The following is a 24213-nucleotide window of genomic DNA, read 5'->3' as shown; positions in this document are numbered from 1 at the left end:
AGGCCGCCTCAGCCGCGCCGCGCCGCCTCGATCGCCGCGACGTCGATCTTCCTCATGGTCATCATCGCATCGAAAGCACGCTTTGCCTGAGCGCCACCCGCCGCCAGCGCTTCGGAGAGGACGCGCGGCGTAATTTGCCACGACACACCCCACCTGTCCTTGCACCAGCCGCACTCGCTTTCCTGGCCGCCATTGCCGACGATGGCGTTCCAGTAACGATCGGTTTCTTCCTGAGTGTCGGTTGCGATCTGAAAGGAGAAAGCCTCATTGTGTTTGAACGTGGGACCGCCGTTCAGGCCGATGCAGGGGATACCCGCAACGGTGAATTCAACAACCAGCACGTCACCCTGCTTCCCATCGGGATAGTCTCCCGGCGCACGAATGACGGCGCCGACCGCGCTGTCGGGAAACGTCGCGGCATAGAACCGGGCAGCAGCCTCAGCGTCCTTGTCGTACCATACGCAGATCGTGTTCTTTGCCATTGCGTGATCCTCTCTCGCTCTTCGCTTACATTTCCGTTCTGAAACTAAGAGGCAAACCGTCTTTCTCCAGTCCGGTCCGAGCGATTTCACGCGGCCACTGCCGAGCGTTGTCGAAGTACCTTCTTTCGCCGACAGCAGAAGACCCGGTTCATCGGGTCGCATCAGTTGCGCTCATCGCTGACCTGTCGCATCACTTAGCTGCTACAACCGCGCCTCGGGCGGGCAGTTCAGCCAATTGTTTCATCAAGGACAACGCCAATGATTTACCTGCTTCGCCACGGCGAGACCATTTGGAACACTTTAGGTCGGTTTCAGGGTCAAAAAGATTCACCACTGACAGAGCGCGGTATCGAACAGGCCGAACAAATGGCGAAGCTTCTGAGGAAGGAAATTGCCGGCAGCGAACAATCGTTCCAGCTCCACCTCAGCCCTCTCGGCAGAACGCAGCAGACTGCGGCCCGCATCGGCCGGCTATTGCCGCTGGCGGCTCGTCCGGAACCGCGGCTCATGGAGGTGACCACCGGCTCTTGGGACGGCATGACCAAATTCGAGATCGACAACGAGTTTCCGGGAATGCTGGACGGGTCCGACGCTTTTGATTGGTATTTCAAATCTCCCGACGGGGAGAGCTTTGACGACGCCTGTGCCCGGGCGAAGGACTGGATTTCAGGAATACGTGGACCGACAGTCGCGATTTCTCACGGACTGTTTGGCAGACTGGTACGCGGTGTATATTCCGCCTTTCAAAACGGGAAATGTTGGAACTGCCCGTTCCCCAAAACGGATTCTATCGCCTTTGCGATCGTGAATTCAGTATGGTAAGCGCTTCGGCCGATACGATATCCCTCCTGAGTCCACAATAAGGGTTTATGTCCGGGTGACCGCAGCGGCCTGCTAAGGTCTTTGCCGATTTGTGGCGCAGCGTGATGTCGGAGATCGACACCTGCGACTACATTGGCGCCGCGGCGGGCGCCGAGGTCCCTACTCGGATCTGCGGCCTTGATCCACCCGCCACGGCGGATCGACGCGGTTCGATCCTGCAAAATAAAGGATGACGCGGTTACCGCCGGGGTCGAGGAGCTCTGCCTCGCGCCAGAGCCAACTCTTGTCCTCGGGGCCGCTTACGAAGTGAAGGCCGGCCTCGCCGAGACTGCCGACCGTTTCGTCCAGGCTTTCGCACTCGAAGTATACTGTGGTCCCACCACCGCCACTTTCGCCCTGATGCAGGGAGAAAGTGCTGTCCCCATCAGGGCAAACGAAGCGCGCATACCGCGGACGGGCGTCAACGACAGGCTTGAGACCGAGGGTGCAGTAGAAGTTCCAGCCTGCATCGAGGTCAGGCATGGTCACGGTCACCTGGTTCAGGCGCATGATCTCTCCTCCTCGGCCGAATTCACCCAACGGGTGCAGCGGTTCTGCCACGACGGCCTATATAAAAACAAAGACCTGCGACCGTCGCATGAATCAAATTCTAAGCGACGCGCTTTTTGTGTCCTTGACACAAAACTCGTGGCAGACTGGGCAAGCTGCACACACGCCTGCGCGACGCTCGAGAAGGCCCCAAGCCATGCACAAGTTCACCGTCACCATCACCCGGGAAATCGAGGCCGACACCGCCGAGGAAGCCGCCTTGCTCCTGTATCAGGAACTATCGAGGGGACCGGTCCCCGACCGCTACGCGGTCACCGACGAGACGAAGGCGACCACAGAGGTGAAGCTGGATCGGCAAAAGGCCGATGAATTCGCCAGCATCGATCACACCGCTGACCCCGGCAACTGGTAGCGCCAGTCGGCCAGAAGAGATCCGGCTTTGCGCGAGGAGCCGAATGCGGTAGTTGCAAATTCCCTCTCCTGTGAATGCCGGATGCAAACAACCCTCCCGTCGAAAATATCGCGAGCCAAGGAAAGACCGTGAGCCCACCAATCAAAATAGCCGTCGCCGGCGCGAACGGCCGCATGGGTCGCGCCATCCTGCCGCTGCTGGCGGCCGATCCGGCTTTTGTCTTCGTCGGCGGCATCGGCCGTGAGGGCTCCATGGGTGCCGGACTGATCGATCGTTCGGCCGCGATCACGGCGGCCGACGTGATCCTGGATTTCACGACGGGAAGCGCTGCCGCCGAACTTGCCGGCTTCTGCGCTTCGGCCGGCGGGCCGGCGCTGGTGATCGGTGCGACGGGTTTCGAGCCGGATGAGCTGGAACGGATCGCGGGTGCTGCCCGGAGGATTCCGATCCTGCGCTCCGGCAACTTCTCCATCGGCGTCAACATGCTGGTCGGCCTCGTCGCCCAGGCGGCCCGCGCCCTTCCTGCGCATGGCTGGGATATCGAAATCCTCGAGGCCCATCACAACAGGAAGATCGACGCGCCGTCCGGCACGGCGCTGATGCTCGGCGAAGCAGCCGCCGGAGGCCGTGGCGTTTCCCTTTCATCCGTCGAGCGGCGCGGGCGCGACGGCATCACCGGCGAGCGGCCGCCCGGCGAGATCGGCTTCGCCGTCTTGCGCGCCGGCGGGCTTGTCGGCGAACACAGCGTGCTCTTTGCCGCCGCCGAGGAAGTCGTAACGCTCTCGCATTCGGCGCTCGATCGCGGCATGTTTGCCCGCGGCGCGCTTGCCGCCGCCCGCTGGATAGCAGGGCGCGCGCCCGGCGAATATGGCATGCGGGATGTCCTGGGCCTGTCGGCAGAAGGGGCGAACAGACCGAGTGAACAGAGTCTTCACGCGCGTCCTTGACTCAAATTCCAAGTGGATGCCGCCCCTGCGATTTACGTCGTCGATCTCCCTGCCCTCGTCGCAAATCCTGCGACCTGAAATCCCAGCGATGACCTGGATGAAAACAAGGACTTGAAACCCGCTCCTGAATCAAAATCTAACCCGGCACACCCAACTTATCGATGACCGCAGAAGCAACGATGACTTCGGTTCCGGCAAGGCCTACGGAGCAAAACAGAGTGATCTCCTCGGGCGATCCCCGCCCGGCCGCTTTCCCGGCCATGATGTCGGCAAGGTCGGCCATGCGAACTTCGTTGCCGGAGCCGGCGAGGAAAAAGGGCGAAGCGTAGGCATGCGCCTGTTCGGGAGAATCCGTCGCGATCACGGCTGCGGCATCGGCGATGTCCAGGCCGAGCTCGTGTCCCTGAAGCGTTTTCGGGCCGACGGTGTTGACATGCACGCCGGGCTTCAAATCACGCGCGTGGACGACCGGCGTTTGGCTGGTCGTCGCGCAGATGACGATGTCGGCGTCGGCAACGGCTTCCCGAGCGCTGTCGGCAAGCTCGATATCAAGGCCCAAGGCGTGCTGCATCTCGCTTGCGAAGGCGATGCGATTTTTCTCGTCGCGGCTGTAGACGCGGGCACCGTCCAGTTTTCGAACGGCGGCGGCCGCGGCAAGCTGAGTTCGCGCTTGCGCTCCGCTGCCGACAACCCCGACGATCCTGGCATCCGGCGCGCTGAGATGTCGAATGGCGAGACCTCCGATCGCGCCGGTCCTGAGGTTGCCGAGCCGTTCTCCGAGCACAATGCCCTTCAGCCTGGCGTCATCGGCCGACCAGACCGCAACGATCTGCGAATGCTCCGCCCCTTCGAATGTTTCATAGACCCGGAAGCCCGCGAGCGGTTTGTCGCCGAGGATGCCGCCGACCGTGAAGACGAGATCGCCGCGATCGGGAAACGAGACATGATGCCGGGGCGGAGAGATCAGCCGATTGCCGGCTCGCGCGAGAAAAGCGGTCTCGAGCGCATCGATCGCGACCGCCATCAACCCGCCGCCCCCAAGATCCTCGTCGCGCAAAATTTTCGTCACCGCCGAACCTCCAGTTGGTGCCGGACATGCTGCAACCCCAACCCCGCTTGAGGTCAAGAGGTCGGGTAAATTCATGCGCCTCCGTCCTTGGGCACGGCAGGCTCCACCGCCTCGTTGGGTGAGGCATCCTCCGACGTCCATGATCCTACCCGCTCAAACGCCGCGCCATCATGACGTCGTCTATCTCCCTGCCCTCCTCCAGGACGCCGCCCGGGATTCTGCCGATCTCGGCAAAGCCCTGCCGCTGATAGAACCGGATCGCCGCCGGGTTCTCCGCGCTGACGAAGAGTTCCAGCTGCCGGACGCCGATATCGCGCGCGTGATCGGAAACCGCCGCCAGCAGCTTCCCGGCAAGACCCGTTCCACGCAGGTTGGCACGGACATAGACCATGACGATCGTGGCGCGATGGGCCATCTTGCTCGGCCGCTGGCGAAACAGTCCCATGATGCCGACGGGTTCGCCGTCCTGGAACGCAATGAAAACCGGCTCGGTCAGGCGATTGGCCCACTCCTCGTCGAACAAAACCTCCCAATCTTCATAGCGGCTTGCAAAAGAGGACGGCTCGGCGCGCAGCGCTTCCAGACGGATACGCCGGAAAACCTCCACTTCATCTGCCTGGATAAGCCTGATCGTCGCGCCGCCTGCATCCATCGGGGGACCTCGTGGGATATCTCAGCCATCGTCATTGCAGAGAGCTCCGGCCGACGCAAGAAGCAGCGCTGCGGCGTGCCCTTCGAGGCTCCGCCCTATGGGCTACGCGCCTCAGGATGAGGGACGTTGGAAGATGCCGAGCTCCAGTGACAGCCGGTGGATTGCCGCGTTTTGCGCGCGGCGACGATTACGCCACCGGCTCGTGCCAGCACCAAGAGAGCCTCATCCTAAGGCGCTCCGCAGGGGCCTCGAAGGACGAGGCGGATACTCCGGCTGCAGCCAGATGCAAGAAGCAGCGCCGCGGCGTGCCCTTCGAGGCCGTCCTATGGGCTACGCGCCTTAAGATGAGAGACGTTGGAAGATGCCGCGCCAATAACAGGCGGTGGATTGCCGTGGTTTGCTCCCGGCTACATCGCGCCAGCGCCAAGAGAGCCTCATCCTGGGGCGCCCCGCGGGGACCTCGAAGGACGAGGCGGGTGCTCCGTTGCAACTATTGAGCAGGAGTTCCCACCCGGCCGCCCTTGCGGACGCCCGATTGATCGGATGGCTGGGCCCCCGGTTGGTTCGTTGGCCGAAGGTCCCATTGATCGGGCGGCTGGGCGCCCGGTCGCTCACTCAGTTCGCGCGTCGACCGCACGACCAGATTATCCGGCTGATCGGTTGATCCCGTCGCCGTTTCATCGGGAGACCCGGTCGCCGTTTCATCGGGAGACCCGGTCGCCGATTTATCGGCTGACCCGGTCGCCGGTTCATCGGCTGACCAATTGGTCGCTTGATCGTTCGGCCCGTCCATTTTGAAGGGTGCAACCTGATGGATAACGACGAGAAGAACTATCCCGACCACAGAGCACACCAGCGTGTAGAGAACAAAATACTTCAGTGCATATCCCTCGCTGATTGGCAGACCGGCCTTGACAGCGGCGCGAATGATATTTCCGCATCATTGAACGATACTTAGAGAAAACGCAATAGATTTTAAGCATATGTTAATAATTTTAGAAATCTGCAGCAGATTATAAGTTGTTATTGGAGGGAATCAGGAAACAACTCCCGCATTGCTCGATTTATCTTAAGTATCCCGGCAAAGGCGAGACGCGCCAATGGCGGCTACCGCCGTCACTTAGATCCTCCAGTATGCCGACCATGCAAAGGCCCTGCGCGCGGCCTGGGCACGGATGTCAGGCGCGGCCGAAAGCCGGCCAGCCTCGCGACGCCTCGCCGCGCGTCGCGGCTGCTATTCCCGGCTGCCCCATTGGCGAGAGGCTCGGCCAAGACAGCGCCGGCGATATCGGCTAGATTGGATAGCGGCGGCAACCAGCTTCGAGGGGGGCAGGCCCCGCAGGATCGGCGGCAGCAAGGGGGATCCGATGTCGGCAATTGCATCTCTGTTTCAGGAAGCCGCCCGGCTTGCGGCGGGATTTCGGCAGGCAGCCCCTCCCCGCCATGTGCCCGCTCACGACTACGCAACCTCGCTTGCCTGTTTCGACGAGCCGCTGCCGGCGGCCGGTTCCGATATGCTTGACGTCATCCGGCAGTTGGCGAATGACGCCGAACCGGGGCTGCATGCAACCACCGGCCCGCGCTTCTTCGGCTGGGTCATCGGTGGCTCCCATCCGGTCGGCGTCGCGGCCGATTTCCTTACCAGCGCCTGGGGCCAGAATGCCGGAAACCATACCGCCGCTCCGGCCGCGGCCGCCGTCGAGACCGTCGCTGCGAGATGGCTGCTTGATCTCCTGAAGCTGCCAGCCGAAAGCTCGGTCGGCTTCGTGACGGGCGCGACGGTGGCGAACTTCACCTGCCTTGCCGCCGCGCGTGGCGAGGTGCTGCGCCAGGTGGGCTGGGATGCCGATGCCAACGGCCTGTTCGGCGCGCCCGAGATCACCGTGCTGATCGGCGACGACGCCCATACGACGGTATTCTCCGCGCTGCAATTCCTGGGCCTCGGGCATGATCGCGTGCTGCGTCTGCGCACCGATCCGGTGGGGCGGATAGACCCGGCCGCGCTGGCGGGCACGCTCGATACGGTCTCTGGTCCCGTCATCGCCATTCTCCAGGCGGGGCAGATCAATACCGGCGCCTTCGACGATTTCGCCGCCATCATCCCGCTGTTGAAGGCGAAGCGTGCCTGGGTGCATGTCGACAGTGCCTTCGGCCTCTGGGCGCAGGCATCGGTGAAGACCAGCCATCTCAGCCGCGGCATCGAAGCGGCCGACAGCTGGGCGACCGACGGCCACAAATGGCTGCAGACGCCCTATGATTGCGGCTATGCGATCGTCCGCGACGAACTCGCCCATCGCCGCGCCATGACGATCGCCGCAAGCTATCTGCCGCTCGCCGGCGAAGGCGAGCGCGATCCGTCCCATTACGTGCCGGAGCTTTCGAGAAGGGCGCGCGGCTTTGCCACCTGGGCGATGCTGAAACATCTCGGCCGCGACGGCATCACCGCCCTCATCGACCAATGCTGCGCCTCGGCCCTGGTGATGGCCGACCACCTGTCGCGCGAACCCGGCATCGCCATTCTGAACGAGGTGACGCTGAATCAGCTCATCATCCGCTTCGGCAGCGACCGGCCGGATAGCGAAGGCGATGCGCTGACCCGGAGGACGATCGAAAAGATCCAGGCCGACGCCATCCTCTTTGCCGGCGGCGCCAAATGGCGCGGCCGCGACATCCTGCGCCTCTCCGTCACCAATTGGCAGACGACGGCAGATCAGGCGGAGACGGCAGCGAAAAGCATCATTGCCGCCTACCGGCGCGTCAATGGCGGCTGAGGCTGGATGCAACGAGTGATTTCGTTGGATGCTCGCCGTGTCGGGGTCGAGCTGCCAAGCCGCTCACTGACCGGCAGCCGGCAAAACCTCGTCTGATGCCGGCGCTTCCCCTGATTTCAGCGCTTCACTTGGTTCTGGCACCGTGACGACGAAATCGATAATAGCGCGGCTTGCAAGCCGTCCCTCGAAGACCGTCACCTCCGAGGTCGCCGTCCTGACGGTGATCCTGTAGTCGATATTGGCCTTTACCTTGCGGCCGCCATAATTCGGATAGCGCATCGGGTTGGCGAGAAAGACGCCCAATATCATGTTGAATCCCGCGACGCCCCGGAGCTTGCTCTGTTTCAGGACGCCGAGAAGCTTTGCCGGCTGATACGAGGCATCGTCGATCTTCTCGGCAATGCAGACCGCGGCGACCGGTTCGGTCGTATTGACCGTCACGGATATCCAGGCCTCGGTCTCGTCGAGGGCCGGGATCGAGGCAAGAGGCGCCGGTGGGGAACGAAAGCCGAGGCGTACAAGTAGGTTGTAGACGCCCGCGCTTCCGCCCGCGAGAACGAGAGCCGAAAGCAACCTGGATATGGTTTCGTTCGGCGCCCCCTGTTCTGGTGACACCAGCGTCAACACGTCCTTGAAGACATCGTATTTGAAGGACAGGACCACGCCGAGGCCGACGAGGAACATCAGCGGCGTCTTCAGCGCCTGGGTGTCGAAATATCGCCGATAGACGCGCCACTGGAAAAGCGCGGTCATCGCCTGCTCCATGACGACCGCAACGGCGAACAATCCGAGAAGGATGGCAAGCAGATCGCCTGCCCTTGCGAAGCCCATGACACCTTGCTGCGACGCGTTGTCTGCCTGTTGTGCCAACGAGGGACAGGCCGATCCCAGCACGCTCGCTGACATCAGGAGAATAAAGCAACCGCCGTGAACTGCCGGAAGGAATGATCGCGTTGGTGTCGAGGAAAGGTTTGGAATGGGTGCGCGGGTCATCTGTCTACACCGTGAAGCCGTTGAGGACGCCGCTGGCCTCGAGAGCCGCCACTCCGTCCCGGATCGTGCTGATGCGTTCGCGATATTTGGAGGCGCCGATGCCGGAGAGGCTACCGACCGGATTGCCGGAATTGAAGGCTGCCTTGATATCTGCGAATGTTCCGCGCCCCTGGTGCATGATATCCATGATCCAGAGGGCCTCCTTCCATTTGCTTCCGTTAAATGCGGGTACCTTGGTCTTGGCGCGCGCGAGATTGGACTTGGCATGGTCCACGAAGACGGTGATCTGCAATTGCTTGGCGCGCGGGTCTTGCCGCAGCCAGTTCATCAGGCGCGCGGCGGCCGAAAGCTCCGCATCGTCGATCCGCGTCGGTGACGGATTGAGGTAGGCCATCAGCTTGGCGAGCTGCTTTTCCTTGATGCCGTTCGGCCGCGTCACCAATACCGCCTCTTCGAGATTGATGAGCCCACCGGCTTTCTTGAGATGAACCCTCTTCACGCCCTTGTTGTCGTTGGCGAGCGTCAGCTCCGGAAAATGCTTGTCGGCGTCGGCAAGCGTCAGCAGGGATCTGAGGTAGATGATGAAGTTCATATCCGGCGTATGCGCCGCGAGCTGCGGGGCGCCGAAGGTGAATGCTGCGCGGTCATAAGTGTTCAGCGTGGCATACCGTCCCCCTTCCGCCTTGAACGTCGGCACGAGAAAGTGGGCCCACTGCCTGTCGACCGGCTCATAGTCCCCGGCCTTGTAAATGCCGAAGTTCGCGACGCTGTCGGCGATCGATCTCGATCCCTGAAACAAGCCTGTGCGGTGCATGTCGTCGCTGAAATTGGTCGAGGAACCGACGATGAAGGCAAGTCCATTGGTGGTCGTCGCCCGGTAGGCGCCGTTTTTCAGCGCGATGGCGTCGACCAGTTCCGTCGCACCTGCCGCCGCCAATGCCGTGGCGCCTGTTGCGGCCAACGGTATCGCGGCCAATGTTATCGGGCCTGCGGTTGCGGGCTTCCTCAGCTCCTCCCAGGCGGCCTCGTCGGCGGCGCTCGGCACGATCGGCGATGGAAGCCCAAGTGCCGCGCCGGTCGCGGGGCCGACGATGCCATCGATTTCCAGCCCCTTGGTCACCTGAAACGAGACGACGGCCGCATGCGTCATCGGGCCGAAATCGCCATCGATCGGGCCGGGATCGATGCCTTTCGCGGCAATGGCCTTTTGCAGCGTGATGATGTGGGCGCCCTTCAGATGCGGTTGGTGCAGGGCAAGGAACTCTGCCGGCAGGCTCAGCGCCGATTTGATCGTTGCAACGTCGATGGTCGCCGGCTCGGAGGCATATTCCACGCCCGGCAGCAGGCAGCCGATTGACCACGGCCGCTGCCCGGCCTTGTCGAATATGTTGACACCGAAGGCCTGGCCCCTCGCCTCGAGGGTTCTCTTGCCGTCCCCCATCGAGATCGCCACATGGCCGATCTTGCCTTGGCCGGGCGGCGCCTTGATGAGGAAGGCGCCGGGAATGTTAAGCGCATCCTGCCAGCGGATGACCTTGCCGTTCTTCTTGGCCTCGCTGTACCAGAAGCCCGAATAGGGCTCGGCTTTCTTCACGTCGTGCACACCGCCTGCGCCGAAGATGAGGCCATAGGCCTGGTAGGTGCACCAGGACGTAAATTCCGCGCAATCCCAGGGACCCTTCCAGTCCGGATTGTTGAGGGGAACCTGCGCCCCGAGAACATATTTCTGCCCGACGCGCGTCGAGCCGACATCGACGATATCCTGACCGCTGAATGCCATGGAACTTCCCCCTCATGGTTGCCTGCCGGCCAATTTTCTTCCCTCGGAAAATCGCACACGGCGTTCAAGCTGTTGCACTCGCCGCGCCCCTTCACGGGAACGCGGCCTCCTTTCGTCATGCGTGCTCATTTCGTTGCGGGGACGACGATCTCGTACCAGAGCTTGCCGCCCGCATCCCTGGAGAACCCTGCGCCGAAATCGAACGCCACCGCCTCCTCGCCCTCAGGCACATCGATCTCGTTCAGCGCGACCCGGTTGCCGGTCATCTTCTTCAAGGTGTCGATGATCGAAGGCAGCGGCATCCGGTTCCACCGTTTGCGGCGCGCCATCGACCGGTCGACGGGCACAAGGGCGACCAGATTGTCGTGCGTCATCTTTTCGAGGCCCCGGTCCTTGAGCGTCGCATTATGGCTGCCGTGATGACCGACCTTGTAGAACACCGTGCGCGCGAGAAGGTCGTCGACGGTGACGGTCCTGCCATTCACTTTCCAGGGGGTGATCGCATCCCAGCTCAACCAGTTGCCCGCCTGCGCATCGCCGACGAAGAGCAGCACCGGCCCTCCGTCGCCGAGTTCGACGGCGAGAACGAGGCTGGTATTGTTGGTCGCGCCGTCGAGCTGAAGCGCAAGATCGGCGCCGTTCTCCAGGTCATCGGCTTCGATGCGTCTCCACTTCTGGTTCACCATGACGTCGCGGGACACCCTGTCGCTCGGTCGCCCGGCGTCGCTTTCCGATCCGCCGGGGATGGCGCCGGCCGCTTCGGTGCGGCGCAATGTGCGGGCTTCCTTCACCTTGTCGGCCAGATAATGGTCCCAGAGAAACTGATAGGGATCTTCCGGCGCCTGCATCGGCGAATCCATCGGACCAGTCGGCAGAGGCAGCGAAAACCGCTCTTCGAAGGGCAGATCGTCATCGTCGGGGGAAGAACTGAGCGACGTTCCGTTCACCCCGATGTCCGCCAGATGGTAGCCGGCCTGACCGGGTTCGGTCATCCTCAGCATCTTAATGTCGCGAGGAGGACCGAGCACATAGATGTGGGCGTCGCATTCCTTGATCTGGGTCGGCGGTTCCCCAGGGCTGTGATAGCTGACCGGTCCCAGCTGCTTGGCAATGTCGAGCGCCGCTTTCGTCTTCGATACTTTTCCCGCCGCCCCGAGGCCCAGCATAGCGTCGTCAGGTTCCATGCCGAAGAAGGACAGCAGGTTGGCGACGGCATCGGCCTTGTCTTCGGCCGCCGCCTTTTTGTCCGCAGGCGCCGCTGCCGCGAATTGATGGAGCTGCTGCGCCTGCAGTGCGACGCGCCCGAAGAGGGCCTGCAACCCGCTCCGCAGTTCGATCCCGAGCGGGTCCTTCTCGTTCTCCGTCCAGGCGCACCAGACCTTGTCGACCCGAAGCTTTCCGGCCGCGGCTTCGTCCTTGCGGGCAAACAGGCCGGTTGCCTGATCGAAGCCGGAGACGTGATCCCAATGTTCGTGGGTCACCACGAGCATGTCGACCTTGCCGCCGGTGGTCTTGATAATGTCGGCGACAACAGCCGTCATTCTCGGCTCCGGTTCCTTGGTGCCGAGAATGACGCCGCAATCGATCATGATAGAGAAATATCCGCCGTCGCGTCGCGGCAATCTCAGCAGAAAGCAGTCCCCCAGGCCCTGACGATACATACGGATCAAGGCTTCGCCCATTTCCGCCTTGATCCCGACCTCCGCCGGGGCAGCCTTTGCCGGGGATGGCTCCGTCCTGCGTCTCTGTTTCGCCATGGCCGCCTCCCGTTCACCCGTGCGCGTGCAGCATTGCGAAGGGCTCTCGATCGCCGCTCCGGTCGCTTTCGTGGAAATAAAGATCCCGGCCGTCATCGACCCTCGCCAGAAAGGCGCGGGTTCGCGCCTGGCGTGCTTCCGAATTGGCCGATTTTCTAACGATGTAGCGGATGGGTGCGCGGCTGGCGTCGTCGGCGCTGACGATGATCGTCGAGCCCGAGCGGAAAAGGATGTTTCCATCCCCTTCCGCATTGGGGATCGTCCTTCTCTGCGTGATCATCAGGATGACATCCCTGTGAATCCGGCCTGCCGGCGTCACGCGCTGAATGGTCCGGACAGAGCTCACCTCGAATTTCTCTCCCTTCGCCCGCTCGACGCCGAGGATGCGCGCCTTTTCCGGATCGAGCTTGTTGATCCAGTCATGCAGCTTGGACGCAGCCAGCCTCGAAGAGGCATAGACGTCCAGCCGATCGGCGCTGCGGTCCCATCGAAGGTCGAGGCTGCGTATGATGCTGGAGAAGCCCTCGATCTGCTCGTCGGGCGCGCGCCAGCGAAGGCTGTCGACGGAGGTCGCCTTGATATTGTCGGCAAAGATGTAGCGCCGGCGGAAGGCTTCGATGAAGGCGACCCGGTATCCGTGGACGTCGTCCGGCTCGACTTCCATGTCGGCAGTGATCAACGCCCTCAGGAAATCCGAAAAGCGGATATCCACCGGCGGCATGTAGTCGATCGCCCGCAGGCAGATCGTCAGCACATGTTCTGCGGCCTTGCGCGCCTCGTTGGCGAGCATCTCGACCGCCGTCGGATGGATCGGCCGGCTTCCCTGCGGCAAGGGAAGCAGCGCCGTCAGCGGTCCGATCCGGCGTTCATAGATGTGAATGAAGGCGTCGAAGACGGCGGCAACGAGCACGGCGCCGCGATCATGGGCTTCGGTCGCGGTTATGTAATTGAATTTCTTCGGGTCCTGATTGATCGCATCGCGGAGCGCGCGGCCATATCCCATCGCCTGGCCGAATTCGCGCGCCAGTTCTCCGAGCCGCGTCGCGCCGAGCCTCCCCTTGGCCTTGGTGATCTCCCGCCGCAGCAGATCCATCAGGCTGAAGCGTTCAAACAGTGCAACAATATCCGCCAGCGCCTCGTGAAACGCGAGAACGTCGGGATTGGTCGCCTCCCTCAGCCGCCGGTTGATGCCGTCGAGCACGGCATGCGTGGTTTCGTGGGCGATGACGTCGAAGGACAGGCAGGTGAACACCATGTCGCCGACTTGCGGCTGCGTATTCTCCGGCATTGGCCGCAATCCGCGAAAATAGCCGAACAGAAGCGCTACCTTCTGCGGGCTGTAATATGCATTCCGCCCGCGGATGGCATGCGGGTATATCCGCAGCCGTCTGACGAAGCCCCGCTCGATGCCTTCGCGCTCCACCGATGTCAGGTCTTCCAGCTTGGCCTTGTTCGCGACCTCAGGCGGTGTTTCGCTGCTAGCGGCACTTTGCGGCGAAGGCGTTTCGAGGGGATTGCGCCAGTATTCGTACTCGGCCTGCCAGAGCACGCGGCGACCGAGCGCACGCTCGAACCGGTCGACGACGCGCATCGCGACCGAATAGGTCATCTGCTGATGAAAGCGCGGATCATCGAGGCTGGGGGCAAGACCGTCCTGGGCCATGATGTTGCCGTCGCTGAGATCCACCGGGCGGTAGAAGCGGCCGCTTGACGGATCGACATCCACGACTTCGACATATTCGCCGATGGGGCCGGGCTGGATCGTTTCGTCCCATGGAATGGCGATCGTTGCCGTTGCCAGATCGAACCTCTCCAATTCCAGCGCCTGCGCCGGATCGGTGGCGAACACGCGCACACGCCGTACCGAGGGAATATCGCGGGCCGGCGTCACATGGAGCGCGGGCGCTGCGGCCGGCGGTTGGGCCGGCGCTGCGACGGCAGGCGCCACGGCGGGCGTGCCGGGGCCGGGGCTCGGGCCTCCGCCCTGGACGAAGCGGCGGCCGGCAAGGCCCCAAAGCCATTGCCGCAGGTCCTTCGACATCTCCTCGGCGTCGAGCAGGGTTTCTGCGAATTTCCGGATATCGGCGGTTCCGGTTGCGTCCGGGTCCGGCATCAGCTGCCGGAGGGCCGCCGAATGGGTCGCGACCTGGGTGGCTTCCGTCCGGTACATGGCATCACGCGGATCGGCGGCCGCCCCGAAGCCGGTAAGCGCTCTAAGGAAAGCGAAGGATGCCGTATCGCGCTCCTCCATCCGCAATTGATCGGCCTGCGCAAGCCCGACATCGAGCGCTGCCGCGGCCTGCAGCACGCCTCTGCCGAGAAAGGTTCTGGCGCCGGGATGAGCGCTGCCGTAAAGCGCTGCCCGAACGGCCTCCACGCGCTGCCACCCCTCGCCGAGCCTCATCCAGTCGTCGAAATTCTGCGCGATCCACAAGGCGGCGGCCGCCGCCACTTGCGGCGTGGCGGAAGAGGTCCCGGCGCCGTCCTGGTCGACCTGGTTTCCCGTTCCGATCATTGCCCAGGGAATCTCCGGCGTATAGGCGGCCATTGCAGTATCCATGGCGCTCGGCGGGCCAAAATTCCCCTCCATCTTGCCGCCGAGATCCACATAGGGCTTCTGGTTCTTCATGATGCCGCAAACGCCGATGACCCGGCGGAAGCGGGCCGGCCAGACCATGTCCCGAACGGGAAGGCCGCTGAAATTGTTGCCCGCGGCGGCGACCACGACGATGCCGGCCTCGTAGCAGGCATTGACCGCATCGGCCCAGGCGCTGGAGGGAAGACCGCCGAGGCTCATCGTCACCACATGCGCGCCGATCCTGCGCGCGTGATTGAGACCTGCCGCTATCGACGACGACCAGAATTGCGCGACGAAGTTCGCGACACGGATCGGCACGACCGTAACGGATGGAGCGCCGCCCAAGGCTACGCCATGCCCCGGATTGGGACTGTGGACCGTCGGAACCATCCCACCGGCAAGAATGCCCAATGTCCCCGTCCCATGGCCGAAATTGCGGACGAGCGCGCCGGCATGCGCGGGCTCGACCGCGGAGTTGCGCAGGTTTGGATCTTCGTCCTCGAAGTTCCGCTCCAGGGCCTTCTGGATATTGTGCGGCGCGAGCGCGTGGGCGGGATCGTATCCCGTGTCGAGATGCGCCACGATCACCCGCCGCTGGGCGGCGTCCGGCACGGCCGTCCTCGCATTCTGCAGCTGGCTGAAGTCGGAACCGAGATGCCAGGCCTCGACGATTGGCGGAGCGAGCGCCGGGGCTTCTTCTGGTTTCCGCCAGATCGGCATGTTCTGCCGCAGGTCCGGCTCGACGACCAGGCCCGTGGCGCCCCCCTGGGCGCCAAGCGTCCGATGGAGCTCATGCGCCAGTTCCCATCTGTTGACGCCCTCCATCGCGAAAGGCGCGCTCCGGGCGACGGTCGCTATGCTCCACCCTTCCGACGGCGAGACGGGAGCAAGACCGAGCGGCGCCGGGCCGACCGGATCGAGGGGAGAAAGCGTTACCGTCCGTCCCCGCAGGCTGATCACCGCCGGCTGCAGACCAAACACGTCACCTGCACCCTTAACGAGAAATCGACTGTCCTGTTGAACTTCGTTATCGGCCATAGCGCACCTTTGCGACAACAGACCAAAGAAACGCGGCAACCGTCATGGAGTGCCGTGTAGTAATATAAATAAAACTTGAATATCCCCACGTCCAAAATACAACTTAATATCGCATTGTCAATTGTTGTTAAAAATATTCCCGAACACAGAAACTGGTGATTTCAAAATTCCGTTCACCGATAGGAAAATCTATTTAATTTTAAGTAACTTATTAAAATATAATATTTGACGATATCCTGAACAAAAATAATGCAATGCCACAGAAGGACTGCCGTCCAAAGCAAGCAACGTCTGTTGCTTAACGATGCACAGACATCGGCATTGTATGATTTGAGATCAGCCGGGTTGATGTTTGCGACCTGTGTCTGAATGGTGGAGACAGAATCAAAAGTGCGATTTGAGGAGACATGCTAGAGAACGGCGCATTGACACAGCAGCGTCTCGACGACCGACAGGTCTCCGAGCAAGGCTACGGCCCTCTTCAGGATCTCGAACCCCATTTGCAACACGACCGTTGTGCGCGGTTTTCCTTGCCGGAAATATCTTCAGCGAGCTTGCTGCAGCTTCCAATTGAGGTTGGGACGCACCGCTAGCCACTCCGGCGCGATGATACTGCAGACGCAGGTATCGCGAAGCGTGCCGTCGCGCATCCGCAGGTGCTTTGCTCCCGGCCGCGCATCCCAAATAAAACTGTCCGCGCGAAGCCCCAGCCATTAACGGAAATGTGGAATATTTTCTGTCGCAAGAATGAGGCTCATGACAGGCCCCGCGCGTTCCAGTATTGCCAGACGATCAAACGAGATCTGAAGGTGTCCAACCCTGACGATCCAGTCTTATTTGGAAACGAAAACCATGTTTAAGAACCGTCTTGCTCCATTGTTCATTGCTGCCCTCCTGCCTGTTTCAGTGCACGCTGCCGATTGTCCGTCTGCTGACACCGCCGCTAAGGGCTTTGTGTTGGAAAATACCGGCGCACGGAGCGAATTCCGCAAAGCGGAAGGGCAGATCGTCAAGACAGTCAATCATTTCAGCGGTTCGCCGCAGCAGACGGTGTTTTCCTTCGCAGGCCTGTTTGATCTGGCCCGCTTCAGCAAAAGCGAACAATATGCGATGCACCCTCTATCCGATTTGAGCCGCATCGTTCCCCTAAAAAAAGGCGCTCAAACCAAGGTCGCTTTCTTGCCGCTTGGCCCGGACGAGCAGGCGGATACGCGCTGGAGCCTGGAACTGACCGTCGCCGGTCAAGAAAGCTTCAGTCTCGGGGAATGCAAATACAAGGTGCTGAGGGTCAAGCAGGTAATCAAGAGAGGCGACGAACAGGTCGACATCCTGAGCGTACTCTATTCGCCCGACCTCCAGGCCACTTTGGCGAAGGTCTATGACGAAGGCACCGCCAACGAATACACCGTCCGCTACGACAGTATCCAGTCGCTGACGCAGTGACACATGCGGTCGGCCGCAGCATTTCTAAAAATGGCTACGGACTTCTCTTCCGGGTTGAGGAATTCAGGCGCATGAAAATTCAGTTATCCCGTGCGGTCATTTGTCTTTGCGCGGCTCTGGCGGCGCAATCCGCCGACGCCGACGATGTAAAGAATCCGGGACGGAGCGGCAACCAGCCGCCCGATCCGAGCTGCAAGGTCGTGACGGAGGCTTATGAGAACCGTAAACCATCCGGCTACCTCGAAATCGTATCGGGCGATACCGAGGCAGCGAAAGATCGGCAATACGTTAAAATCCTTTATTGGAGTGGCCGCATTTACGAAAAGTACGACGATACCGAGAAGTGGTTGAGGGCTCCGCCTAAACCTCCAGTTGCCGGAACGAGGTTTTCGGAATGCAAGCCGGTCGGCAACGCGTCTGAGCTGCGTTACGAGGCGACGTGGCAAAGAGATTCAGATGTGGCTCAAGCCGAAATCTGGCTGACACCGGATGGCAAGAGGTTTCACAAGGTCATCCGTCGCTTTCGTTCCAAACCGACGTATCTTCCGTTCCAGACGGCGACATCAGTCTACGAATATGATGCCGAAAGGATGCAGATCCCGCCTGAGAGCCTGATCATTGACCGTGAGTAACATCTCAACGCGCCCGGCTCGACTGGGTCATCCCCGATCACGACGTTTCAAATCGACCGGCATGAAAGACAAGCATGCACCAAGGAAACAGGCGGTATGCCGCGGCCAAGACAGGCGCCATTGTAATGGCAGTGCTGGTTTCGGTTTGCGCAACTCTCTTATTCAGCTTCTTCGGTCTAGCGGCATGGGCCGATTACTCCTCTCGCGGCTGTCCCGATGCCAACCAGTGCGAGGATGCCGTGACCGTGATGTGGCTTGGTGGCCTTGTATCATTCGCTTGCGTTATGCTCGGCGTCGTGTTCGTTTGGCTGATCTTTCGTGCAGACCGACGACGTCGAAACGGGAAGGCGATTGAACCGCAATAACACGTTCACACTTATCGATAGCTATGTCGTGCTCACCTCAATCCATGTCCAACGCTTTCCGATGTCACGATATTTTCCTGCGATTGCAGTTCTTCTGGCTCTGATCCCGGCCTTCGCCGGCGCCAGTGACCTGAAGGGAAAGACCGTTCGTCCCTTCTCGAACGGCTGCGAAGAAATCGGCGGAATGATTCCCGCGGAAATAGCGGACGCATCGACAGGCCCGACATATGGAATCACAGAGCCCAAATGCCGCCAGCAGCTATCCCTCGTGCTTCAACGCAAGATAGGCAATCATGGGAACCACACGGTCTGGACCGTGATCGACCAAGTGACCGTTTCAAAGCCAACCCTCCGTCACGAATTTTTGGAATCGGCATTTTGCGCCTCGAGCCGGTTTCCAAACGACTCCGTCTGTGCGCTGGGCGAGATGATGGAACAGCCGGATCGTTCTTACGCATCGGAGAACGTGGTCGCAGCCTGGAGATTTGACGTCCAGCACGAAAGGTTGACGACCATCCCGGTCGATGGCGTACTTTGCGACTTGGACCCGGGCGATTAGCATTCCCGAAATGGACAGGCGGGCTGCGTTGCCCTGCCTCCGTTTAATCGCCCGTCTTCCCCTTGTCACCCGTTGCGCCTATAGCTCCCCGCCCATCCCGATCGAGCAAGGAGCAGAGCCATGAACGCCAATGATGTCGCCGCCCATTGGGAGAGCAATGCCGAGACTTGGACGATCTATTCCAGGGCGGGTACGACAAGTATCGCGACGCGCTGAACACGCCGGCCTTTCTCGAGATGCTGCCGCCGATGGCCGGCCTTGCCGGGCTCAACCTGGGCTGTGGCGAGGGCTCAAATAGCCGCGCCGTCGCCCGTCTCGGCGCCCGCATGACCGGCCTCGACATCGCCCCGACCTTCATTCGCTATGCCCGCGAGACCGAGACGCAGGCGCCGCTCGGCATCGACTACGTGCTCGGCGACGGCCAGAGTATCGATTTCCCCGAGGCGAGTTTTGATTTCGTCACCGCCTTCATGTCGATTGATGGACATGGCCGACCAGCGCGAGGTGCTGAAGGGCATCCACCGCATCCTGAAACCCGGCGGCTTCCTGCAGTTTTCGATCCTGCATCCCTGCTTCATGCCGCCGACGCGGCGCAATATCCGCAACGAGGCGGGCGAGCGCGTCGCGGTCGAGATCGCCGATTATTTCGACGAGAGCGACGGCCGCATCGAGCGCTGGATCTTTTCCTCCATCCCTGAGGCCGAACGCGCGACGCTAACGCCGTTTGCCATCCCGCGCCTTCACCGCACGCTGTCGACCTGGGTGTCGGATGATCGTCGAAGCGGGGCTTACGATCGAGGCCTTCGGCGAGCCGATGGCCTCAGTCGAGGTGGCGCTGGCCGAACCAATCGTCGCCGACACCCGCATCGCGCCGATCTTCTTGCATATCAGGGCGCGCAAGATGTAGGGCCTGTCTTCCCACCGCCATCAAGGTTTGACCGGCTTCATCGTCGCACGGCGACCACCGAGCTGGCGCGATAACGCGACAGCTGAACCCGGTTGGATTGGTTGCCCCCGAACAGGTAGACATATTGCCGGCGCTGGTCGATGTGGTCGAACAGGCTGACATGAAAGCGCCGGCCGGTGCGGATCACCACGACATCCCCACGCCTAGCGGCGCGAAAGAACACCGGCTTGCCGAACTTCCTCCAGGACGCCGCCATGTTGGGATTGGGCGGCGGCTGCCGGGACGATCGCTTGGCGACAAAGGCCAGGAACGCCCCGCACCACGATACTCTGCGCGGATTGATGCTGAGGAAGGAGATGGAACGTTCGTGCATGCTTTTATACTTGGATGCCGTGCCCAGCATGTCCGCCTCACAGGGCACGGCAAGCGCCGTGAGGACGATGACGAGAATAACCTTCATAGTTACCCACCATTGTTTGTATAATGTTGAAATTCCGAAATGTGGCGAAGAATAAAACAGGCGCGGCAACGTAAATGCGAATTATGGCGTGATTTAGAAACAACTAATACTGGCATTTTGGTGGCGAGAATCTGTCTAGACCGAGGCGCTTGGGGTAGCTGACAAGCCTCTTTTTTTTGCAGCCGAACGAGACCGTCGAAACCCCATAAACCCCATGCTTTCCGGGCCGAAGGGTTTGGGTGTGCTAACCAAGCCAGGTTCATTCAGAGAATGATGAGCCACGCCCGCAAGTGCTTGAGCGGCAAGACCGTTCGCCGAAAATTGACGACAATGCGTGACCCCAGGCCCTCACCTATATGAGCTATAGTTACAACGGCTGTTCGTAATACTTCGATCCGGCGGGAAATACATTGCTCGCTCCATTCACCAGCGAAGGCCGGTGGTCACCCTTGCCGGTTGCAGACATGAAGGACTTTAGGACGGCGGGCGGCGCGTCAACCGTGTGGTTGCACCGGTTCGGGCTGGCCTGTAAGCGCAGCAGAAGCTGCGGCAAGCGCCCTGGTGACGAGGAGTGCAGCGGCGATGACCGGGACGACAACCCAGTAGGAAAAGCGGATGCCGAAGTGTTCGGCAACGAAACCGAGCAGCGGCGGCCCGGCAAAAAACACGAGGAACGTCGTCTGCCCGAGCGCTGCAACGCTGACCGATGCGGGTCGATCCGTGCGCCGGGCCGCAGCCGAGATGGCAAGCGGATAGACCGAGGAGCAGCCGATACCTGTCAGGCCAAAGCCTGCGAGCGCGACAACCGGGTGTGCCGCCGTCGCAACCATGACAAGACCGATGGCCGCGATCCCGAGGAGACCTATTGCGACCCGGCGCGGATTGAAGCGGTCGATGACAGGGTCCATAGCCAGCCGTCCGATGGCGATGAACGCGGAGAAAATCGCCACGCTGAGCCCGCCGACGAATGGTTCGACCGCGAATACGTCGCGCATATAGATCGCCGACCAATCGACGCTCGCGCCTTCGGCGAGAAGCGGAGCTGCGCCGATGAGGCAAAGGGGTAGCAGCCCGATCGTCGGAAAAGCGACGAGCGGAGCATCGCCGGCGTGAGCATCATGCCGCCGGGGCGCATTCTCGATCCCGGAGAAGACGATCGACCCCGCAATCAAGACCGCCACGAGGACGATGAAGGTATGCAGTTCGATGGAGACGGCGGCCTGCCGCATGCCGGCGGCAACGAGGGCGGTGATGCAGAAGCCGAGGCTCCACATGCCGTGAGCCCGGCTCATGATGCGGTAGCCGAGCAGCGCCTCATGGCGATCGGTTTCGATATTGGCGTTGATCTCGAATGCGCCGGCGAAAACGCCTGAGATAAAGAACAATGGCATCGCCAAGGGAACTGAAGGCATCCAGGGGATCAGTGCATAAAACAACGCCGCACCGAAGACGGTGACGAAGGCCGTTATGCGCGCACCGAGCCTCTCGATGAACCGCGCTGCGAACGTCAACCCGCAGAGAACCCCGAGGGACATGATCGCGAGCAAAAGGCCGAGCTCTCCTTCGGTCAGGCGAAACTTGAGCTGAAGGTCGGGCAACCGCGAAAGACACGCCCCCACGGAAAGGGCTACAGCAAACTGAATGAAGAAAATGCGATGGTGCGGCTTCATCTTAGGGGACGCTGCTCCGATTGGAGGGATTAAGCCCAACTATCCCCCGGGGGATAGCTGGACACTTCGACGAAATGGCGACTGGCTCGGAAACCCACGTTTCCCGCATTGTCGACCATCATGCTGACAGCCCCTGTCAGTAGGGTGGCGCCACCGCCGATTGAAGGAGAACGTATCGCTTCTTGCCGATTGACAGCTTAATGACGCGATCCTGGAAGTCGGCGTCACCAAGCCGCAACGCCTCATCGTTTACGCTGCCTCCGTTCACCCGCACACCGCCGCCGACGATCAATCGCACCACCCTCCCCACGCCGCTCCGTCCCCCACAAAAAATTCACACCCGCATCAATTTACTTGCCGTTCTGCAATACGGCATATGTTTGTGTTCATAGCCAAGGGGCATAAGCGGGGAACTATGGCGTCGACGCATATAGACAATACGGGTGAAGATGCCGGCCGAAAGGGCTTTATCGGACTGGTCGTCGGCGCGGTCGGCGTCGTCTATGGCGATATCGGCACCAGCCCGCTCTATGCCTTTCGCGAGGCGCTGAGGCCCTTTGCCGCCGATGGCGTACACGAGGCCGAGGTCATCGGTCTCATTTCGCTGATGGTCTGGACTCTGACGATCATCGTGACCTTCAAATATGTGCTGTTCCTGCTGCGGGCAGACAATGACGGCGAAGGCGGCGCGCTTTCACTCCTCGCCCTCCTGATGAAGAAGATGGGGCGAAATGTGCCGGTGCTCTTCTTCGCCGGCCTGATCGGCGCAGCCCTCTTCATCGGCGATGCGATGATTACGCCTGCCTTGTCCGTCATGTCGGCCCTCGAAGGCTTGAAATTGATCACACCCGCCTTTGCCGAATACGTCCCGCTTGCGTCGGCGGGGATCATGATCGTTCTCTTTGCAGTCCAGTCGAGGGGAACTGCTGCTGTTTCGACGTTTTTCGGTCCGATCACGGTGTTGTGGTTTCTGGCCATGGCAGCGGGAGGCCTGATCCATATCGGCGACGACTGGAGAATTCTGGCCGCGCTCAATCCGGTCAATGCATTCCTGTTCCTAACCCATGCCGGCAGCGTCGGCCTCATCGTGCTCGGCGCCGTCTTTCTGACGGTGACGGGCGCCGAAGCGCTCTATGCCGACCTCGGGCATTTCGGCCGCCGCCCGATCCAGATGGCATGGTTCGTGCTCGTCTTTCCGGCATTGCTCCTGAACTATCTCGGCCAGGGCGCGCTCGTTCTCGCTCATCCCGAAACGGCCGGCAACCCGTTCTTCCTGATGTATCCCGACTGGGCCTTGCCGCCAATGGTTCTTCTGGCGACGATGGCAACGATCATCGCCAGCCAGGCGGTGATAACAGGCGCATTTTCGCTGTCCCGCTCGGCGGTTCACCTCGGCTTCCTGCCGAGGCTCAGGATCAAGTTCACGTCGGAGACCAACACCGGCCAGATCTACGTGCCGGCCGTCAATCTTCTCCTGCTGGTCGGCGTCTTGATGCTGATCTTTTCCTTCGGCGACTCCGAGTCGCTGGCGACGGCCTACGGCATCTCGGTGACGGGAACCATGGTCATCTCGACCATGCTGGTCTTCCAGTTCCTTCGGGTCGTCTGGGGCTACTCCCTCGTGCTCGCCGCCGCCTGGCTACTGCCGCTCTTCACCATCGAAGTCATGTTCCTGGCGGCCAATCTGCTGAAGATCTACGATGGCGGCTGGGTCCCGGTCGCTCTTGCGCTGGCGATCATGATCCTGATGTGGACATGGACCCGAGGCCAAGCCTATCTGAAGAGACTGCGGGCCAACAACGAGATCCCTCTCGATTCCTTCATCAGGTCGATCGAGCGAAAGTCGGACCATTCCCCGGTCACCGTTCCGGGAACGGCAGTCTTCCTGACCAGCGTCCCGGATCGCACGCCGAATGTTCTGCTCCACAATCTCAAGCACAACCATGTGCTCCACGAACAGAACGTCATCCTGACCGTGTGGACCGAGGACGAACCTTATGTTCCCGACAGCCGCCGCATCAAGATCAGCCAGCTGTCGCCGCGTTTCGTCCGTCTGGACATCACCTTCGGCTTCATGGACGACCCCGACGTCACCCGGGCGCTGGCTCTCTGCCGGGAGAGCGGCTTCAAGTTCGAGATCATGAGGACCTCCTTCTATCTCGGCCGCCGGAACCTCGTCAGGACGCCGAACACCGGGCTGCCCGCCTGGCAGGAGCGCATATTTATGGCGCTGGAGGGCTTGGCCATCGATCCCTCCGACTATTTCAACCTGCCGTCCAACCGCGTCGTCGAACTCGGCGAACAGATCGCCATTTAGAGCATGATGA

The 24213-nt window shown here is 61.4% G+C and carries 17 protein-coding genes and 3 pseudogenes; 9 read left to right on the top strand and 11 right to left on the bottom strand.

From position 1 onward, the window contains the following. Positions 1-8: 8 nt before the first annotated feature. A complete protein-coding gene (locus CO667_RS14685) occupies positions 9-482 on the bottom strand; it encodes a VOC family protein (RefSeq protein ID WP_097619061.1) in 474 nt (157 codons plus the stop codon). 258 nt (positions 483-740) lie between these two features. On the opposite strand from CO667_RS14685, the pseudogene CO667_RS14680 reads away from it, so the two are divergent. Then, positions 741-1345 (top strand): annotated as a pseudogene (locus CO667_RS14680) (histidine phosphatase family protein). A gap of 118 nt (positions 1346-1463) precedes the next feature. On the opposite strand, the gene CO667_RS14675 reads toward CO667_RS14680, so the two are convergent. Beyond that, entirely contained in the window at positions 1464-1853 is a 390-nt protein-coding gene (locus CO667_RS14675; protein WP_097619060.1) for a VOC family protein, read from the bottom strand. A gap of 196 nt (positions 1854-2049) precedes the next feature. Here CO667_RS14675 and CO667_RS14670 point away from each other — a divergent pair, with 196 nt between their 5' ends. Together CO667_RS14670 and dapB are read left to right on the top strand one after the other, a co-directional pair. Then, on the top strand, positions 2050-2265 hold the full coding sequence (locus CO667_RS14670) for a hypothetical protein (protein ID WP_097619059.1): 216 nt from the start codon (positions 2050-2052) through the stop codon (positions 2263-2265). A gap of 74 nt (positions 2266-2339) precedes the next feature. Then, positions 2340-3212, top strand: coding sequence for a 4-hydroxy-tetrahydrodipicolinate reductase (gene dapB, locus CO667_RS14665; RefSeq protein WP_097619058.1), 873 nt, complete (start codon positions 2340-2342; stop codon positions 3210-3212). Positions 3213-3348: 136 nt separating this feature from the next. On the opposite strand, the gene CO667_RS14660 is transcribed toward dapB, so the two are convergent. Together CO667_RS14660 and CO667_RS14655 are read right to left on the bottom strand one after the other, a co-directional pair. Next, positions 3349-4281 carry an ornithine cyclodeaminase family protein gene (locus tag CO667_RS14660; protein WP_097619057.1) on the bottom strand — a complete coding sequence of 311 codons (933 nt, stop codon included), beginning with the start codon at positions 4279-4281 and terminating at the stop codon, positions 3349-3351. A 145-nt stretch (positions 4282-4426) separates the two neighbouring features. Continuing rightward, a complete protein-coding gene (locus CO667_RS14655) occupies positions 4427-4933 on the bottom strand; it encodes a GNAT family N-acetyltransferase (RefSeq protein WP_097619056.1) in 507 nt (168 codons plus the stop codon). A gap of 1367 nt (positions 4934-6300) precedes the next feature. Here CO667_RS14655 and CO667_RS14645 point away from each other — a divergent pair. Next, complete coding sequence (locus CO667_RS14645; protein ID WP_097619054.1) at positions 6301-7704, top strand: aspartate aminotransferase family protein; 1404 nt, start codon at positions 6301-6303, stop codon at positions 7702-7704. 63 nt (positions 7705-7767) lie between these two features. On the opposite strand, the gene CO667_RS14640 is transcribed toward CO667_RS14645, so the two are convergent. The 4 genes from CO667_RS14640 to CO667_RS14625 form a co-directional block, all read right to left on the bottom strand. Then, complete coding sequence (locus tag CO667_RS14640; protein ID WP_097619053.1) at positions 7768-8535, bottom strand: hypothetical protein; 768 nt, start codon at positions 8533-8535, stop codon at positions 7768-7770. Between the two features lie 166 nt (positions 8536-8701). Further along, on the bottom strand, positions 8702-10477 hold the full coding sequence (locus CO667_RS14635) for a peptidoglycan-binding domain-containing protein (RefSeq protein ID WP_097619052.1): 1776 nt from the start codon (positions 10475-10477) through the stop codon (positions 8702-8704). 125 nt (positions 10478-10602) lie between these two features. Further along, positions 10603-12234, bottom strand: coding sequence for a hypothetical protein (locus CO667_RS14630; protein WP_097619051.1), 1632 nt, complete (start codon positions 12232-12234; stop codon positions 10603-10605). A 13-nt stretch (positions 12235-12247) separates the two neighbouring features. Further along, positions 12248-15850 (bottom strand): S8 family serine peptidase, encoded by a 3603-nt coding sequence (locus CO667_RS14625; RefSeq protein WP_097619050.1) that lies wholly within the window; start codon positions 15848-15850, stop codon positions 12248-12250. A gap of 852 nt (positions 15851-16702) precedes the next feature. Between CO667_RS14625 and CO667_RS14620 the strand changes: the two genes are divergently transcribed. The 4 genes and pseudogenes from CO667_RS14620 to CO667_RS14600 all read left to right on the top strand — a co-directional run bounded on the left by CO667_RS14620 (position 16703) and on the right by CO667_RS14600 (position 19756). After that, complete coding sequence (locus CO667_RS14620) at positions 16703-17293, top strand: hypothetical protein (protein ID WP_097619049.1); 591 nt, start codon at positions 16703-16705, stop codon at positions 17291-17293. A gap of 71 nt (positions 17294-17364) precedes the next feature. Next, a complete protein-coding gene (locus tag CO667_RS14615; RefSeq protein ID WP_097619048.1) occupies positions 17365-17925 on the top strand; it encodes a hypothetical protein in 561 nt (186 codons plus the stop codon). 351 nt (positions 17926-18276) lie between these two features. After that, positions 18277-18849: a hypothetical protein gene (locus CO667_RS14605; RefSeq protein ID WP_245433133.1), complete on the top strand. Its 573-nt coding sequence runs from the start codon at positions 18277-18279 to the stop codon at positions 18847-18849. Between the two features lie 120 nt (positions 18850-18969). Then, a pseudogene (locus tag CO667_RS14600) lies at positions 18970-19756 on the top strand (class I SAM-dependent methyltransferase). A gap of 37 nt (positions 19757-19793) precedes the next feature. On the opposite strand, the gene CO667_RS14595 reads toward CO667_RS14600, so the two are convergent. The 3 genes and pseudogenes from CO667_RS14595 to CO667_RS14585 form a co-directional block, all read right to left on the bottom strand. After that, positions 19794-20216 carry a TIGR02594 family protein gene (locus tag CO667_RS14595; RefSeq protein WP_097619046.1) on the bottom strand — a complete coding sequence of 141 codons (423 nt, stop codon included), beginning with the start codon at positions 20214-20216 and terminating at the stop codon, positions 19794-19796. 494 nt (positions 20217-20710) lie between these two features. After that, positions 20711-21886, bottom strand: a complete 1176-nt coding sequence (locus CO667_RS14590) for an MFS transporter (protein WP_097619045.1) — start codon at positions 21884-21886, stop codon at positions 20711-20713. Positions 21887-22022: 136 nt separating this feature from the next. Continuing rightward, a pseudogene (locus CO667_RS14585) lies at positions 22023-22181 on the bottom strand (tyrosine--tRNA ligase); the annotation flags it as partial. Between the two features lie 120 nt (positions 22182-22301). Between CO667_RS14585 and CO667_RS14580 the strand changes: the two are divergent. Then, positions 22302-24203: a potassium transporter Kup gene (locus CO667_RS14580; RefSeq protein WP_097619044.1), complete on the top strand. Its 1902-nt coding sequence runs from the start codon at positions 22302-22304 to the stop codon at positions 24201-24203. Positions 24204-24213: the final 10 nt, after the last annotated feature.

It is taken from the genome of Rhizobium sp. L43 (assembly GCF_002531725.1).
Classification (GTDB): domain Bacteria; phylum Pseudomonadota; class Alphaproteobacteria; order Rhizobiales; family Rhizobiaceae; genus Rhizobium.
Note: the sequence above shows the minus strand (reverse complement) of the source record. Positions and strands in the feature narration are given on the sequence as shown.